The organism is Candidatus Eremiobacterota bacterium (assembly GCA_031082125.1).
GTDB lineage: Bacteria > Vulcanimicrobiota > CADAWZ01 > CADAWZ01 > Ess09-12 > Ess09-12.
In genome coordinates this window covers 1-16405 of record JAVHLM010000027.1, presented here as the reverse complement: position 1 = coordinate 16405, position 16405 = coordinate 1, and the positions used below count along the sequence as shown (strand labels likewise).

The following is a 16405-nucleotide window of genomic DNA, read 5'->3' as shown; positions in this document are numbered from 1 at the left end:
ACAGGAGGGATCCCGCCACCAGAACCCCGAAAAATGCTGTCAGATATTTACCATAATTCGCCATAGCAGCAGTCCTCGCTTGCAGAAATGGAGCCGGCTCTGCCCCCTGGAGCCCTCTCTCTTCAGAAGTCGCCGGAGAAAAAGATCAGGACCGCCGTCACCCTGAAAAGATCGCAGGGAGTTGCCGAGCCCCAGATGGAGCCGTTCTTCCTGATGGTGCCGCCGGACTCGATCTCACCGACGATTGAGCCGTTGACGCGGAGCGTGCCGCTTGACTCGATTTCCCCGTAGATGCTGCCGTTCTTCCTGATGGTGCCGCCGGACTCAATCTCACCGACGATGGAGCCGTTCTTCCTCACGGTGCCGCCGGACTCAATCTCACCGACGATGGAGCCGTTGATGCGGATGGTGCCCCCCGATTCCACGGTGGCCCAGAGGCTTCCCCCCCTGCGTATGGTGATCTCGCCGGCTGCCGCCGGCATCACCGCCGCGAGGAGCAGCGCTGCTGCAAAGATAATGATAAGGGCTCTCTTTTTCATGGTCTCTCCTCCTTTTCTGTCCTTGTCCCTGAAAAGCTTCAACGCGGGGGGCCCCGGGCCCTTTTTCACGTATTCTTCAGCCACTTGAAGGGGCCTCCGGTGGAATGGAGATGGAGGAGGGCGAGCCACGGCTCCTGCAATCCCGGAAAATCCCTCTTTTCCGGGGCTGCACCTTGAAGGAATTCATCGTGAAGGCGCGAACTTTTCTTTTTGCCAAAAAAAGCGGTAATCAATGAAGCACCTCTCCACGCATAACACGCAGCAACTCTCAAGAAAGTGCTGTTTCTGGCAATCGCCCTGCACGCTCATATGCCGATCTGCACCAGATTGGTGGCACAATAGCTGCAAGAGAGGTGGCTTCAATGAAAACAATCACTCTTCTTTTCCTGCTTGTCTTTATCCTGGCTGCCGCGCTTCCATTGGCGGCACAGAATGCCGGAGGTAAAACCGGTGACGTGAGCCCGGAAGATTTTGATCAGCTCCGGCGGGCCATCAATGACTCAAATCTGGACAGGGTGAAAGAGCTTGTCATGGCTGACCCCCGGCTGGTCAATTGCAAGGACCGATTGCAGCGCACGCCTCTTCAACATGCTCTGATGAATGGCCGGGAAAAGATAGCGGAATTCTTGATTTCGAAAGGGGCAAGGATAAATGAAAAAGGGGAGCGCGGAACTACACCGCTGCTCGATGTGATTGAGAGTGGATATGAATATTCATATATTGAGAGCACCATCAAGCTCCTTATCTCAAAGGGCGCCGATGTCAATGCCGGTAACAGTAATGGCAGAACCCCGCTGCACAGGTCTCACTTTGGCTTGAAGACAATAGATATCATGAAGATCCTCATTGCGAGCGGGGCGAATATCAACGCGAGGGATTCAGAAGGGAATACCCCGCTTCACTCTTATTACAAAAACTATGAGGTGAGCTCCGCCGGCCCCATTATAGAATGGATGATTGCTCACAAGGCTGACATTAACGCAAGGAACAACAATGGCGACACTCTTCTGCACATTACCAGCTTTCTCGAGCCTTTTCCCAGATTTCTGATCATGCGGGGTGCCGATCCCCTCATCATGAATAAAAAGGGCAAGACCATTCTTAACCACATTATCTCAAGTGATCGTGTCTTCAGTTACTATCGGCCTTACATTCAACTGGGCGCTGCCCTTGATCTGCCGACTTACAAAGAGCATGGAGTGAAGCTGAAAAGTCTCAACCCCAGTGAAGCAGCGCTTGCGGGTATCGCGATACTGTTCGATAATCTGGAGAAAAAAACCACGCCCCTTCACCTGGCGGTGAAAAGCGGCACCATCAAGAATGTGAAAGAATTGCTGAAGAATGGAAAGGACGTGAACTCAATTGATGAATTGTGGCGCACACCTCTGTATTATGCCCCCTCAAGGGAAATTGCGCAATGTCTTGCCGACAGGGGAGCCCGTATGGACATATCTGACATCTTTGCAATGAGCCCCCTCAGTCATGCGATCTATTACCGCAGAAACGCACTTGCAGACTACCTGCTCGAAAAAGGCGCCAAACAGTTTCCCACGCTTGACGGCTGGCTTCCCCTTCATTATGCCGCCCTGAGGGGCAACGTGAAAATCGCGAAAAGCCTCATTAAACAGGGGGCCGATATAGAAGCCCGGGATAGTGCGGGCTCCACACCCCTTATAATATCAGCCCTGCACGGCACCGGGGAAGTTTCAGAACTGCTGATTATGAGCGGCGCAGATATCAACGCCAAAGACTCTTCTACAGGCATGAAGCCTCTCCATTATGCTTCCAGGGAAGGTCATGCCGATGTGGTTCGGCTGCTTCTGGAAAAGGGCGCAGACATGAAAGAGAGCGTCGATATAAGAAATGAGACGATGACCCCGCTTCGATTTGCCGTTGAGGAAGGCCATAAGGATGTCATTGAGCTCCTGCTGCAGAAGGGAGCGGAGGTGAACACTGTTTATACCTTTCTCGGCGCCGCCACCGCCAAGACTGTTCTTGACATCGCCACTCGACGTTATGTCAGTCATCTCCATGATTTTGACGCCGGAAAATATGATGAAATAATCAAACTTCTGCAGAAATACGGTGGGAAAGACGCAAAGGAGCTGAAGGCAAGGTAACTCCTCTCCCCGGGTGAGCGGCCGCCCTTCCCATCAGATAGTCAACTGGAAAAATGAACTTTGAAAGGAGAATAATCATGACTGCTATAACCGAAAAAGAAAGAAGCGAATTATTACGCAAAAATACGATCAACAAAATATCTCAAAAGAGAATGAAAGAGCTCCTTAAGAACGAAAAATATCCCCGCTCCGCCAGATACGACCCGGCGTGGGTACTGAAGGGCTGGATGGGGCCCAACGTTCTCTGGCTGACGGAATGGCTGACCGGACGGATGGAGCTCAAGCCCGGCATGCGTGTGCTGGATATGGGTTGCGGCAAGGCCTTAAGCTCGATCTTTTTAGCCAGGGAATTCGGGGTGCAAGTCTGGGCCAACGATCTCTGGGTCACGGCTACGGAGAATTGGCAACGCGTCAAGGAAACGGGTATGGAAAAACAGGTGTTCCCCATCCACGCGGAAGCGCATGAACTCCCTTACGCCGGGGACTTCTTCGATGCCATCGTCAGCCTGGATTCTTACCAGTACTACGGCACGGATGAGATGTACCTGCCCTACTTCATCAAATTCCTGAAACCGGGCGGGGAGATCGGCATCGTAGCACCGGGGCTGAAGAAAGAGATAACCGGTGAGCCGCCGGAGCACTTTATGAGGGTAAAAGCCACCGGGGCGCCCTTCTGGGTAGACGAGTGCTGGTGCTTCCACACTCCCGCCTGGTGGCAAAGGCACTGGAGCAGAATGAGCTGTATCGAGGAGGTAAAAGCCGACCATCTCAAAGACGCGGTCAAAGACTGGATTCAGTATGAAAACGCCTGTGATGAAGCCGGTACGCTATTGTTCCCTTCCGAGGTCCCCAACCTGGAAGCCGACGGCGGCCGCTGGCTGTCTTTAGTGGGGGTCACGGGGAGGCGGAAAAAAGGCGCCGGGCGGCAGGAACCTTCATCAGGGGCCGTACTGCATGATCACGCCCCCCGCTCCCACCACATAGACGGTGCCCGAGGAGGAGCCTCCTATCCCGTAATAAAGGATACCCCCGAGAGAAGTGCCCGACCAGGAGCTCCCGTTGAAGTGATAGACTGTTCCGTCGGCCGAAAGGGCAAAGATGTTGGATGAGGAGGTGCCCCAGATACCCAGGAAGTTCGCCCCGGAGACGGTGGTCTCGGTCCACGCGGTGCCGAAATGGATGACCTTGTTTCCTCCCACGGCGTAGATATCGCTGCCGCTCGTGCCCCAGATGCCCCGCAGGGTGGCATCCGTAGTCCAGTCCAGGTTCCATACGGAGCCGTTGTATTTATAGATGACCCCGTTTGACCCGTCGGGAGTGCCCACGGCATAGACCGGGCCCGTTGACGGATCGCCCCATATCCCGTAAAAGACCGTGTTCGTGGTCCCCACATCGGCGTAAGTCCACCCGGTGCCATCCCCTTTCGCAATTACTCCCCCGCTTGTCTGGGTTCTTCCCGCCGCAAAGATCTCCGACGCGCTTCTTGCCCATACCGCGTAAAAACTTGACCCCGCTCCTCCTGCAAGGGAATAATCATCTGCCCAGGAGCTTCCATCGTATTTCTGCACCACGCAGCTGCCGCTCCCGTCAGTTCCTGCCGCATAGGCGAGGCTGCCGGGGCCTCCCCATACCCCTTTGCCCCAGAACGTGCTGCCTGATGAAGACATCTGGCCCCAGAAGGTGCTTTTTGAGAGCTTCGCATTGGTGCCCACGGCAATCACATCGGAGCCGTAGCCGCACACGCCGTAGAGGGGGGCTATTGCCCCTCCCCCCATGGAATCCCAGGAGCCCGCTCCCTTTTTCACTATTATGCCGTCTTCACCTACGGCATAGCTGGTGGTTCCGTCTGTCCAGACGTCAAGGATGCCTTTATCAAAAAGGCTTGAGTCGCTCCATGTATTGCCCCCGGTATCATGGCAGACAGAGCCGGTCGACCCTATAAAGCCTGCGTAGATATTAATGGCGCTGCTTCCAAAGATGCTTTTTGGCGTTCCGATCCCCGACCCAAAGACGGTATCCCACGTAGTTCCACCGTCGCTGGTATAGGCGATATTTTTCGGGCCGCTTGAATTGAGAGTCCCGCAGGCCCAGGCTTGGGTCCCGCTGGCTGCCCACACATCATAAAGAATATCGCCGACACTTCCTATCTGCCCTGTGGCCCATGACCCTGTATAGTGGGCGATGGTGGCGCCCGATGCGCCGCTTGCACCTGCCACGTAGTAATTACTCGATGAAGTGCCGGCTACTCCATGAAGATCAACGGAAAATGCGCCGACCGGGGACCAGGAGGCGGCGCCGTCCCCTTGCAGAAATGTGCCACTGTTTCCCGCCACGAATACATTCTCTGAATCGGCGCCCCATACGTCATTGAGATCTGAGGTGCCCTCGTTGACGGAGAGCCAGCTCTGCTGATCGCTCGAGTAGGTGATTTTGCCTCCGTTTCCCACCAGCACCAGGTGCTGGGAGGAGGGACCGGTGCTGTAGCCCCATATGCCGTTGATAGTGCCGAGACCGGGCGACGGGGTATTGTCCGACCAGATGCCCCCGGAGAGCTTCAGCACGACGCCGTTTTCGCCCGCCGCGAAGCCGGTTGATGAATCACTGCACCAAATGGCGTTCAGGGTATTTCCCCTCGAGGCGGGGTTGACCTGTTTCCATTGATAGGTGGGGGAAGGCGATGGTGACGGGCCCGGGCCCGGCCCCGGCGGCGCGGTCGGAGAAACGGAGGGCTGGGGTGAAGGCTGGGGTGATTCCGAAGGGACCGGAGAAGGAGAGAGCGTCGGCGTGGGCATCGGCGAGGGTGAGGGAAGAGGCGACATGGTAGGGGTGAGGACCATCGTCACCTCGGGATTGTCGCCGGCCACCACGTTCACGTCGAAGGTGGACTCGGCCAATGCCTCATCTGCCGCGTTGCTTGCGAGAATCCTTATGGTCTTCCAGCCAATGGGCACATTTTCTATCGTGGCCGTCGCCGAGTCCCCCGCGGCGGGCCTGTCGACGCGCACCGGCGGCACGGCGTTATCGGTGGTGCCGCGCTCATAGAGGTAGATGGCAAAGTAAGCGGTGCCGGCGGGGATCTCGCGGAGGAGAAGCTCGTCCTTCCCCCCTGCGATGCCTCCCGAGAGCTTCACGATGCCCTCGGCGCCATTCCGAGGGAAGGGGAGGGTGATGACAACCTTCGCTTTCCCCGGGCTTCCGCCGGAAAAGCCCCCGCCCGCAGCGCCTCCGCCTCCTGCGCAGCCTCCCGCGAGGAGGCTCGCTGTATAGAGGCAGAGCAGAAGCACTGAAAGCTGAACGGAGAAGCCTGGAATAACCGTAGTTCCCTTCATGGAGACCTGCCTTTCCTGCACAGGATAGTGCCATTTTATTATAAAAGGAAATGCATGAAATGTCCAGACTCTCAGGGCTGGTATTCAAGCCCTGCAGGCTGCCGGGACCCTCGCCATCCCATGAGCTGCGGCAGAACCCTCAGGCGCAGACCCGCTTTTGTGCCGTGCCTGCGGAGGCTCGATGAAAATAATCTCCTTTATCGACGACTTTCCGGTTTACTGACGCACCTCTTCCCGAAATTTCCTGTATACTATCCGCGGAGGCCGGGGGGCGCCGGGATCTAAGCTTCTATCCTCCACAATGCTTATCGATAGCAATATCGTTGACATTATATATAATTCTGATATAATATTATCAAAAGGAGCACAACAATATAATGGATATAGTAATTTCGCCCAAATATCAGATTTTAATCCCCAAAGAGATAAGAAAGGCTCTTAATATTAAAAAAGGAGAGAAATTTCAGATTTTTGTGAAAGGAAAAGTAATTACCTTGGTGCCTGAAAGACCGCTAAAAGAGCTGCGAGGCTTTCTCAGGGGCATGGATAGCCACAATCTCCGGGAAGAGGCAGAACGAATATGAGGGTAATTGATTCCACCGGATGGATTGAATACTTTATTGCCGGGCCTCATGCAGATGAGTACGAGGAGTATCTTGATGATCTCTCCACGATCTATACGCCAACGATTATTCTTTATGAAGTATACAAGAAAGTCAAAAAGGAAAAAGGCGAGGAGAATGCATTGATTGCCATAAGCCAGTTAATGAAAACCCGCACCGTGCCTCTGGACAGCAACCTGGCGCTGCTCGCCGCAGATTTCAGCGTAAGACATTCTCTTCCCATGGCAGACGCCATTGTGTACGCCACGACCATTGAAAAAAACTGCACTCTCATTACTTCTGACGAGCACTTTGCCGCTCTGGACAGGGTGATATACGTCCCGAAATAGATCATCGCCATCATAGCAGATCGGCGGTTCTTGATAATTGCAGGATACGATTTCATGAGAGACAGGCAGGCCCCTCTCAATATCTACGATGAGTCGGGGCTTCGGGAGAAGTGGCGGCGCTGCTGGGGAAAACAGGCAGTAAACCGGGGGAAGCCTGAAGAGGTTAATAGAATACTGTATTACGGGCATTGCCTGCCCTCCCCCTGGAGGTGGAATTATGATGATTGAAAAACCTGATGGAGTAAAAGCGGCAGTTTTCTTTCTGGTAATCGTCTTTGCGGTGGTCTTTCTTTCTTCTTTATCTGCGCGGCTCATGGGCGGGAAAACGGAAGAGATGAAAGAGCAGAAACCACTCTCCATAATGGAAAGCATGACCATTGAAGAATTCGGCAAGGTTAACGGGTTGTCGAAAGAGGTCCTCAAGGAGGTCTTCGGTATTACCGTGAAAGAGGATCTTCAAAAAACCATTGGGGCGACAGGTATACCGAAAGAAGAGGTACTTTCAAAGATAACAAGAGAAGGTGCTTTACACGAAGAATTTGAATCAAAGAACTGGGTGCTTATACCCATCAAGTTTGCTCTCTGGTTCGGTTTTTTAACAATGGTTTTTGTGTTTATGCGCAAGGGTTTAATTACACCGAAGATTCGGAGAATTTTCTACTTTGTCGCTGTCGCGGTTTTCGGAGTCATTCTTGGCTCAGACCCAAGCCCCATGGGTACCGTGAAGGATGCCGTTGTTCTTTTGGGGACGAAGGGGGTTATTTTTCCTCCCCGCTTGATTGCCCTTTCACTCTTCCTTGTTACGGTTTTTCTCGCCAATAAATTCATCTGCTCCTGGGGATGCCAGTTCGGCACTCTTCAGGATGCTGTTTTTCGTTTAAACCGGAAAGACAACGACAGGACAGGCCTATTTTTTCAAATAAAACTTCCTTTTGTGGTGACTAACACAATTCGTATCGCCACATTTTGCGCACTTGCCATTGGCGCCTTCGCGTGGGGTTTTGATATTATAGGCGCTGTCGATCCTTTTAAAATTTATAAACCCTCTGTTGTCGCTTTCCATGGCTGGATATTTATCGGAGCGATACTTATCGCCGGGCTCTTCATATACCGGCCATGGTGTCATCTCTTCTGCCCCTTTGGTCTTGTGGGCTGGCTTGTTGAGAAGATAAGCATATTCAAGATACACGTCGACTACGACACCTGTATCGCCTGCGAAGCATGCGCGAAAGCGTGCCCGTCTTCTGTCATGGAGGCAATTCTGAAGCGTGAACGAACAATACCGGACTGTTTTTCCTGCGCGACCTGTATCGGAGTTTGTCCCACCCATTCCATCAGTCTGAAATCAGGAAAACGGATGGTGCCGCCTGAAGGTAAATTTAAAACGGACGTTGCGGAGGCCGGGGGCAGCCGAAATGCAGATTCCTCTTAATTTAAGAAGAGAGAGCTGGTGAGGTGCTATGAGAGAAGCCATCAGGCTATGGGTGCTTCTGGCCATTGTGGTTGCGACAGCCCTGACCATATCCGCCTGCCAGGCATTCGGAGCTGAGCAGGTCCCCGGCAGGGGGATACTCAGTGATTTCTCACCAATGGACCTGGAAATCGTCAGGGAGGCCAGGAACCTGGGAAGTATGACGCCGGAGATATGGCCGGGCTTCGACTTTTCTCACGTTCCCATCCTGCTGCATGGCAGAAGCTCCGAGCTCCTGATCGGTCATCCCTCGCCTCCGAAGGAGTTTGCGCCTCTCACCCTCCCTGGATGGACAGAGCCGCTCTACCTCACCGACAGACCGCTCATTCCGGGCTTAGCCGCAATGAGTATGCCCCTGGAAGGCACACAAATCCTGGCCGTTCCTGCGTATCAGCTTTATCCGATATTTTATCAGAAGCTCCGGGAGATACAGAAGCTAAAGACAGAAGTGACGATTGATTTCATGATTCCCATCTTCATCCACGAAGCATTTCACGGCTGGCAGATGACCAGGAACATCCGGAAGATGTTTTATCCCGTGTGCAACAATTATCCTGAGTTCTCCCCCTGGAACAATGCTATGAAGGATCTTGAGGGGAAGCTGCTCTATGAAGCGCTTTCCACACCCTCCCGCTTCAGGAAGCGCATCGAAGAGTTCCTTCTGATACGGTCGGAGAGGCGATCCAGACTCACTCCCGGGGACATGGAGATGGAAAATAAAGCTGAGTATACGGAGGGATTGGCCACGTATGTCGGATATCGAATTACGGAGAAGACCGGCAACGGGTATAGACCCGCCATCAGGGAATCGAGGGAATTTCATGGATACCGGTGTCCCGAAGTGAGAAATTATCTTCTCCAGTCCCTTCGTTTTGTCTCTGAAGGGGACAGGGGGAACCTCTCTCTCCCCTCCTATCAGCTCGGGCTGGCCGAGGGATTGGCCCTGGACAGGCTTGCGCTCCAGTGGAAGGAGGAGATATGGAAAGATGGAGTCTGGCTTGATGAGCTCCTGGCAAAATCTGTGGGAAAGAAGCTCGATTACGGCGCCGCGACCTATGACACAGCCTCCATAAAGCAGAGATACGATTTTCAGGATATCCTTGAAAAACAAGAGACCTTCTGCTCACGGGTGTGGAAAGAGCGGGAAGGCACCTATGAGGAATTCCTGAAAAAACCCGGCGCGAGAGTCGTCGTGGACCTTTCAGCAGCACCTTCAGGATTGAGCGAGATGTTTATTTCAACAGACCTGGTGAGGCTGAGGGAGGGAATTTTCCTTATAAAATCAGGCATCCAGCTTCTCGAAAAAGGCGGAACCTTCCGGATGCGGATAAGGGATATCCCCACGCTTTATGAGCCGGAGAAAAGACGATGCACGATTGTCCTCCCCCCGGATTTTCCCGCGCAGGTAAGAATAGTCAATGAGGGGAAACCCTGCGGCAACGGGAATTCTTCCTTTGTTCTGAAGGGAAAGATCGAATTGAGCTATGACGGCTTCAGCATCCTCGCCAGCTCATTGAAGTGGGCAAAGGAGAACAATAAAATCATTATTTATCCAGCCGCTGCCGCCCCGTAAAGAAGCACCACACCCCCAAGCCGGTAACGAAGAAGAGGATGCTCAGTTCTTTCAACCTCATCCATATGAAGTGATGAAACAAAAGCTTCGTGAGCCCCTTTATGAAGAGGTCCCCTTTCTTTCGGGCCACCTGTCGACTATTGCGTGGAAGATCCGGCGCAGTATTTGACATGCCGCTTCGTCAAGCGCCTTCTTCAATTCTCTGATAATGACCGGAAGAAGAAGGGAGTGGCGGAAGGATGCCCTCCTAGAAGCACTCCTGGTCCTTGCAGTCGCCGAATATGTCCAGGACCTTGTCCACGTGGAAATAGACAAGGAATTTCGCGGCCTCTTTATACTCCTCGGCCATCTTGCTGTCTCTCTCTTTCATGAGCTCATACATCTTGTCTTTATCAGTTTCTTCCTTGAGCTTCGTGAGGAAGAACCTCCGGCCCTTGAAATGAGCGTCTCTTTCGTAGAAAAGGTAAGCGGCATGGGGGTTCTCCCCCGTATTTTTATGCGTGAGACGGTCGGCCATGATGAAGGCGATTGTCTCGTCGCCCATATAGAATGGCTGGGCATAGTAGGCAAGGTCGGGTTTTCCATCCTTATCCACAGTAGCAAGCACACCGATTCCTCTCTTGGTGCTCAGGTAATCCTTGAGTGTCATGGTCATATCCCCTTTCTAGTCAAATCTTTTCCCATACCTGAATTATGATGCTGCAGATTCCCCGGGGATTCAGGGGGATCGTTATCTCCCCTGCTTCGGTGCTCCACAGGGCGCATATCTATATCTCTGCCTTCTTGCGACCTTCGGGTAGAGCAGCCGAAGCGTTTGAATCAGCTCAAAAAGGACTTTGAGGGAATTCCAATTGTGCGATTGGCAGATTTTCTCAGGACCATAGGCCAGTAAACAGAAAGAATTCAACTTTTGTGATAAATGCCTGGAATCAGTGCCGGCGGGCCTGGTGCAGGTGTTTTTCGAAGGCTTCATAATCCCGCGTTGTGGGCAGGCAGAACATCACCTGCAAGAGGTTTTCGGGGTGTTCAGAGAAATACTGCCTCACGGTATCGATCATCAGCCGGGCGGCCGTCTTCGGCGGCACTCTCCCCTCCCCTGTCCCGAGGGAGGCGAATGCCACGCGGAAAAGATTGAGCCGCTCAGCCTCTTCCATTGTCTTCCTCACGCCGCCGGCCAGGCGCTCGGGCTCGGGGCACCAGGCTCCCCGGGGAGTGTGCTTTTTGATTGAAACTATGTGTGAGATCCACTGGGGGCCGCAGTTATCGGCGATCTTGAAAGAATCAGTCACGACGGCGGTGCCCACCTCCCGGCCGCTTTTTGCCAGGCCTTCACGCAGGGCATCCAGTACCTCTTCCCCGGCAGCCACCAGGATGGCGTTTGCGGCGCCGCCTCCCATTTCGCCTGTATCCTTGGCGCCGTAGGCGATAAGGTCGGCATCGACTCCAGGGAGGCGGTCTCCTGTCAGGGTGATCCTCTCGTGCCTCTCTATGGCGAGCGAGGGGCCTTCCTGCCTGAACTTCGCCGCTCTCCTGGGCGGGTAATCGGCGAGATGGGAAAAAAGCTTCAGGCCATAAGGCTCAGGGATGAGCTCCTTCCCGATGCGGAGGCTCAGATCGCGCTGCAGCTCGAGCTTTATCTTCTCCCTCCCTTTCAGAAGCCACTTGAGAGCCACCCGGTGAGCGTCATAGTATTCCAGGAGGCACCTGAAGACCTCTTCAGGTATTCTGCTCTCCCTTATGGCCTCGGGAGTAATCCACGGTGTCATAAGCTCCTGAATATCCTCTTCCCGGGGAGGGCTCACTAGGGGTCTCAGCGTGGACATTGTCTGTGCCCATTCCCTTGCATAGGTCTCGCCATCTCTGTTCTTGAAAAGCTCCCGGAGCACGTCGGCGCAGGTAAAGCGTGACAGAAGCCACTCACGCTCTTCCGGAAGCTGCCAGAGACGCTCAAAGAGGGCACCGAAATTCTTGGGTGATCGCTCCCTGTCACCTTCTGGCCCATGGACCACATAGGCTTCCAGCGGTGCCATTGAATGCCTGTCGCCCCTTTCAATGGGACACCGCGTCAGCAGACGGCGCCTCGCCTTGTCTATGAAACCGGGATCCCTCACGGAAGCGATCACTGAAAGCTGGGGCGAGACCCAGCTTCCCCTGTCAAAAGCGGTCCAGAGGGACTCGAGGGAGGCTGATGTGGCGCCGCAGAGGAGCATCGCCGTTCCGGCGACAAGCTCATGGCGCCAGCCCTCATTGAAGAGAGTCTCAAGCTCCCTGTCGGGATCGGGGCTCAGGGCCATCGCTTCCTCCAGCAGGTCCAGGGTCCACGCGGCATCCGGGCCAAGATTAAGAAGCGACAGGTAAAGGCACTGCTCACTTTTCGTGACCTTGTCAAAGGAGGGGGTATCGCCGATCTCCATTCTTCACTGCACCTCCCGCCTTTTCTTTTTCTTCCCTCGTGGTTTTCTTCCTCTGTAAGTCTCAATGCCGGGTGCGGGATAGTGCCGTTGCTAAGTGCAGCGGACCCAGATATTCCAGAAGAGCTCCTCCTCGGCGTCGGCTTCGCTCTGCACCTGCGCCGCCTCCTCTTTCCGGCCCGTTTTTTCAAGCAGCCCGGCATAGTTTCTGAGCATGTGGTAATAAGGGCAGCTCGGGTAGGCCTGGCTGAACATTGCCTTCAATGCGGCGAGGGACTCCCTGAACAGCGGCTCGGCCTCCTCATAAAGGCCCAGGGCGCAGCACGCATCGGCGAGGTTCCCCTGGGCGAGCGCTTTCAGGAAACTGTCGCCGGGTGACTGCGCAAGGTATTCGCCATACCAGCGGGCCGCTTCACCATGGCGCTCCCTGCCGTGACAGCAGAGGCCGAGAGAGAAGAGGGCGCTGCTTCGCTCCCTGCCGTCCACCAGACCCCGGAGCAGCTCCTCGGCAAGGAGGTACTCCTTCTTTTCCCTGTAGGCCTCCGCCAGGGAGAGGACGTCCGAAGGCTTCAAGGGCATCGTCTTTCTTGTTTTCCCGAAGAGCAGGCTCATGGGAAGGTCAAGACACTGATACTTCGCGATCACCGCATCGGGTGAGAGCCTTACGCCGTGAAAACCGGAGAGGGGATCGACAGCCGCCATGGTGAGCACCTCCATGCTGAGTATAGCATGGAGCCCCGTGTCCTTCTGTGCCGCGGGGCACCGAGCCCTGCGCCAGGATACAGGTATGGAGCCGGTGGGAGCACTCCCGTTTTCATGCAATAATGGATAATGCCCCTCCTCACTGAGGGGAAAGTCCTTATTGTGCATCTGTATCTTTTTGGAAGTGCACCCATCTACGGGATGAGTGAATGCGGGTGTCTTGAAATGGACAGCGGTCTTGGGATATAATAGTGATAATTAGATCATTGGATGAAGGTCATCATGGTTGAAGGCCCGGCAGGGGACCCGCATGCCGCGGGAAACGTCAGATTATGGGGGAAAGAGGCATTCACCGGGGAGTCCTGTCCCGGTAAAAACGGGACACCTTCGCAGCCTTGCGGAAATCAAGAGAAAGAGGTGTATTTATGGAAATCTCTTCATTCAAGGGAATGGAACAGAAATCTCACGGCAGGCCGCAGAATACGGAGACTTACAAGCCCGGCGGTGAAACGAATCTATCGCAGAAGCCTTCCATGGGGGGGGCAGTCAGCAATAAACCGGCCCACCAGCCTCAGAGTGATGCCGCTCCGCCGGAACAGAGGTCCACATGGGCTCCTGCAATCGATAACTCCGGCTTATCAGAGGAGGCCCGGGAAATGGCCGACGAAAAGAAAAAGGCGAAAGGGCCTGAGGGGGATAATGCCTCGAAAACAGGGCAGCAGTCCTCTGTGGGGGTGCAGCAGGAGGGAACACGCTCTTCATACGTGCCACCACGGTAAATGAGGGCTTCCCCCGGCGGGGCTCCCGCCTGGGTTATCATGTGGCTCCCGCAATGAACCGGCCTGATCTGCAGAAGCCAGGCGTCCCTTTGAATCTCTCTCCCCTCGCAAGCATCCAGAACAGGGTAAGCACCGGGAATGAGTGAAGGTGATTCTCATGGTGAAAAGGCTGATTCTTCCTGCAGCGGCTCTTCTTCTGGCATTCATCGCCGCTTTCCTCATTCTCTCAAGGTCGCCATCGCATCATGCAAAAGCAAAGGACGTGAAGACCATGAACAGCAGCAAGGCCATTTTCGCAGGAGGCTGCTTCTGGTGCATGGAAGCGGCATTCAAGGACCTTCCCGGCGTAGAGCGCGTCGTCTCCGGCTATACAGGGGGGACAGGCGCCAATCCCACCTATGAGGAGGTCTCATCGGGAAGGACGGGCCACTTCGAAGCGGTGGAGATCACCTATGATCCCTCGAGGATCTCCTACGGTGAGCTCCTCAATGAGTTCTGGCGCCATATCGATCCCACTGACGGAGGGGGGCAGTTCGCCGACAGGGGGCCGCAGTACCGAACAGCCATATTCTATGCCAGCGAGGAGCAGCGCACGCGTGCCGAAGAGTCAAAGAAAGGTCTTGAAAAATCAGGGATTTTCAGCAGGCCTGTCGCGACGGAGCTGCTGAAGGCGGCACCCTTCTACCCCGCAGAAGAATACCACCAGCAGTACACCAGCAGGCAGCCCCTCCGCTACAAGCTCTACCGCGAAGCGTCGGGAAGAGAGCAGTTCATCAGGGAGCACTGGAAAGGAAAGTCCTGCCCGATCCCCGGTCTTTCTCCTTCCGGAGAGAAGATGGAGTCCCCGGTTCCGGGAGATGAAGCCCTCAGGCAGAAGCTCACTCCCCTGCAGTACCGCGTGACAAGGGAGAACGGCACCGAGCAGCCCTTCCACAATGAACACTGGAACAACCACGAGGAAGGGATATATGTGGACCTCATCTCAGGCGAGCCGCTTTTCAGCTCCACCGACAAGTATGACTCGGGGACAGGATGGCCGAGCTTCACGAAGCCCCTGGACCGCGGCGCTCTCGTGGAAAAAGTGGAGAGGGGCTCTTTTCTTGAGAGGACGGAAGTGCGCAGCAGGAAGGCCGATTCCCACCTGGGCCACGTCTTTGACGACGGGCCTCTCCCCACGGGGCAGCGGTACTGCATGAACTCCGCCGCTTTGAGGTTCATCCCCAGGAAGGATCTGGAAAAAGAGGGGTACGGCCGGTATATTGAGCTCTTCGAGAAGAAGCCCTCACCGTGATCAAAGCCTGTAACTCGCCTTCGAGCTTGATGATTCCTCCCACAAAAGCTTTACAGGAAGCTTTCTGACAGGGAGCACCAGGTGCTTCAGCTCATCGCGTCGGGCAAAACGGTGAAGGAAGTGGCCGAGATAACTTGTTATGCCATAAAAGAGGAGCTTGTGGTGTAGTGACAGGGGCATAACCTCGCCTGCCTGGAAGACCTACCCACCCTCTATCACGACCTCAGAGCCGGGATATTGGCAGATCTCTGCCTGTCGCCGGGAAGAGATGCTCCAGGGTTCATTGCCCGTTGTCATTATCTGTGATATGATAGATATAGATAAAGAAGGTAGCGAGGGAGGTAGTTGTATAAACAGGCGCGCCCTTTTACATCGTCTGGTCCGGGGCTCTCTCAATAATGTCCGTTTTTCCGACTTTTCGAGCCTCATTGAAGGTTTTGGCTTCACCCTGTCAAGGGTATCGGGAAGTCACCATGTGTTTTCTCATCCCGATCTCCCGGAGCAGATCAACCTTCAAGAAGTGGATAATGAAGCGAAACCTTATCAGATCCGACAGTTCCTGAGCCTGGCGGAGCGTTATAATCTTACCTTGAAGGAGTGAATATATGAGCGATTATCATATCAATATTTTTTACAGTGATGAAGATGGGGGCTACATTGCAGACATTCCTGATCTCTCTCATTGTTCGGCTTTTGGGGCCACTCCGGAAGAAGCACTCGCGCAATTGCGCATCGCCAGGGAAAATTGGCTGACCGCCGCGAGAGAGAATAACAAGCCCATTCCGCCGCCCCGCTATCGCCCGATCATTTACCAGGCTGCAAGTTGAATCTCCTTGAAGGAAGTGGCCGATGCCATGCACCTCCCGGTAAGGACGGTGAGCACCTATCGGACGAGATTCCTTGAGAAGCTGAACCTGAAGCAGCACCTCGAAAGCAAAGGCGCCAGGGTCATCATGACAAGGGAAACCAATACCTCCCTGACGGATGCCGTCTCGGGTCCCACAGAGCTCGGCGCCCGTGTCAAAGCGGCCAATGAGAGCAAAGCTGATGTCTTTGTCTCGCTCCACCAGAATGCCTCGGATAATCCCGGAACAGGCGGCACAGAAACCTATTACTGTTCAAAAGGAAGCGCGGCATCAAAGCTTCTCGCGAAGACCGTCCTCGCTCACCAGGTGGACAGTACCTGATGGGCGGAAGAAAGCTTCTGCTGATAATCCTCCCTGCCGCAGGCAAAGAAT

General features: G+C 54.5%; 17 protein-coding genes. 13 read left to right on the top strand and 4 right to left on the bottom strand.

Features of this window, described 5'->3' with window-relative positions:
• Positions 1–122: 122 nt before the first annotated feature.
• Positions 123–539 (bottom strand): polymer-forming cytoskeletal protein, encoded by a 417-nt coding sequence (locus RDV48_23950; protein ID MDQ7825877.1) that lies wholly within the window; start codon positions 537–539, stop codon positions 123–125.
• A gap of 362 nt (positions 540–901) precedes the next feature.
• On the opposite strand from RDV48_23950, the gene RDV48_23945 reads away from it, so the two are divergent.
• The 7 genes from RDV48_23945 (at position 902) to RDV48_23915 (ending at position 9984) form a co-directional block, all read left to right on the top strand.
• A complete protein-coding gene (locus RDV48_23945) occupies positions 902–2659 on the top strand; it encodes an ankyrin repeat domain-containing protein (protein MDQ7825876.1) in 1758 nt (585 codons plus the stop codon).
• A 53-nt stretch (positions 2660–2712) separates the two neighbouring features.
• A complete protein-coding gene (locus RDV48_23940; GenBank protein ID MDQ7825875.1) occupies positions 2713–3768 on the top strand; it encodes a methyltransferase domain-containing protein in 1056 nt (351 codons plus the stop codon).
• Positions 3769–6365: 2597 nt separating this feature from the next.
• Entirely contained in the window at positions 6366–6572 is a 207-nt protein-coding gene (locus RDV48_23935) for an AbrB/MazE/SpoVT family DNA-binding domain-containing protein (GenBank protein MDQ7825874.1), read from the top strand.
• Positions 6569–6940 carry a type II toxin-antitoxin system VapC family toxin gene (locus tag RDV48_23930; GenBank protein ID MDQ7825873.1) on the top strand — a complete coding sequence of 124 codons (372 nt, stop codon included), beginning with the start codon at positions 6569–6571 and terminating at the stop codon, positions 6938–6940. Before RDV48_23935 ends, RDV48_23930 begins: the two co-directional genes overlap by 4 nt.
• Before the next feature lie 54 nt (positions 6941–6994).
• On the top strand, positions 6995–7168 hold the full coding sequence (locus RDV48_23925; GenBank protein MDQ7825872.1) for a hypothetical protein: 174 nt from the start codon (positions 6995–6997) through the stop codon (positions 7166–7168).
• Complete coding sequence (locus tag RDV48_23920; protein MDQ7825871.1) at positions 7158–8372, top strand: 4Fe-4S binding protein; 1215 nt, start codon at positions 7158–7160, stop codon at positions 8370–8372. Before RDV48_23925 ends, RDV48_23920 begins: the two co-directional genes overlap by 11 nt.
• Positions 8373–8400: 28 nt before the next feature.
• Positions 8401–9984, top strand: a complete 1584-nt coding sequence (locus tag RDV48_23915) for a hypothetical protein (GenBank protein MDQ7825870.1) — start codon at positions 8401–8403, stop codon at positions 9982–9984.
• Positions 9985–10231: 247 nt separating this feature from the next.
• On the opposite strand, the gene RDV48_23910 is transcribed toward RDV48_23915, so the two are convergent.
• From RDV48_23910 to RDV48_23900, 3 genes are all read right to left on the bottom strand, one after another.
• Positions 10232–10633, bottom strand: coding sequence for a pyridoxamine 5'-phosphate oxidase family protein (locus tag RDV48_23910; GenBank protein ID MDQ7825869.1), 402 nt, complete (start codon positions 10631–10633; stop codon positions 10232–10234).
• 280 nt (positions 10634–10913) lie between these two features.
• Positions 10914–12398 (bottom strand): macro domain-containing protein, encoded by a 1485-nt coding sequence (locus tag RDV48_23905; protein ID MDQ7825868.1) that lies wholly within the window; start codon positions 12396–12398, stop codon positions 10914–10916.
• Between the two features lie 90 nt (positions 12399–12488).
• Complete coding sequence (locus RDV48_23900) at positions 12489–13265, bottom strand: tetratricopeptide repeat protein (protein ID MDQ7825867.1); 777 nt, start codon at positions 13263–13265, stop codon at positions 12489–12491.
• A gap of 257 nt (positions 13266–13522) precedes the next feature.
• On the opposite strand from RDV48_23900, the gene RDV48_23895 reads away from it, so the two are divergent.
• The 6 genes from RDV48_23895 to RDV48_23870 all read left to right on the top strand — a co-directional run bounded on the left by RDV48_23895 (position 13523) and on the right by RDV48_23870 (position 16354).
• Positions 13523–13876, top strand: a complete 354-nt coding sequence (locus RDV48_23895) for a hypothetical protein (protein ID MDQ7825866.1) — start codon at positions 13523–13525, stop codon at positions 13874–13876.
• Between the two features lie 271 nt (positions 13877–14147).
• Positions 14148–15167 carry a peptide-methionine (R)-S-oxide reductase MsrB gene (gene msrB / locus RDV48_23890; protein ID MDQ7825865.1) on the top strand — a complete coding sequence of 340 codons (1020 nt, stop codon included), beginning with the start codon at positions 14148–14150 and terminating at the stop codon, positions 15165–15167.
• A gap of 81 nt (positions 15168–15248) precedes the next feature.
• Entirely contained in the window at positions 15249–15335 is an 87-nt protein-coding gene (locus tag RDV48_23885) for a hypothetical protein (protein ID MDQ7825864.1), read from the top strand.
• Positions 15336–15435: 100 nt separating this feature from the next.
• The gene (locus RDV48_23880; protein ID MDQ7825863.1) at positions 15436–15768 is read left to right on the top strand and encodes a type II toxin-antitoxin system HicA family toxin; all 333 of its coding nucleotides are present in this window, start codon (positions 15436–15438) and stop codon (positions 15766–15768) included.
• Between the two features lie 4 nt (positions 15769–15772).
• Positions 15773–15994 carry a type II toxin-antitoxin system HicB family antitoxin gene (locus RDV48_23875; protein ID MDQ7825862.1) on the top strand — a complete coding sequence of 74 codons (222 nt, stop codon included), beginning with the start codon at positions 15773–15775 and terminating at the stop codon, positions 15992–15994.
• 27 nt (positions 15995–16021) lie between these two features.
• Entirely contained in the window at positions 16022–16354 is a 333-nt protein-coding gene (locus RDV48_23870; protein MDQ7825861.1) for an N-acetylmuramoyl-L-alanine amidase, read from the top strand.
• Positions 16355–16405: the final 51 nt, after the last annotated feature.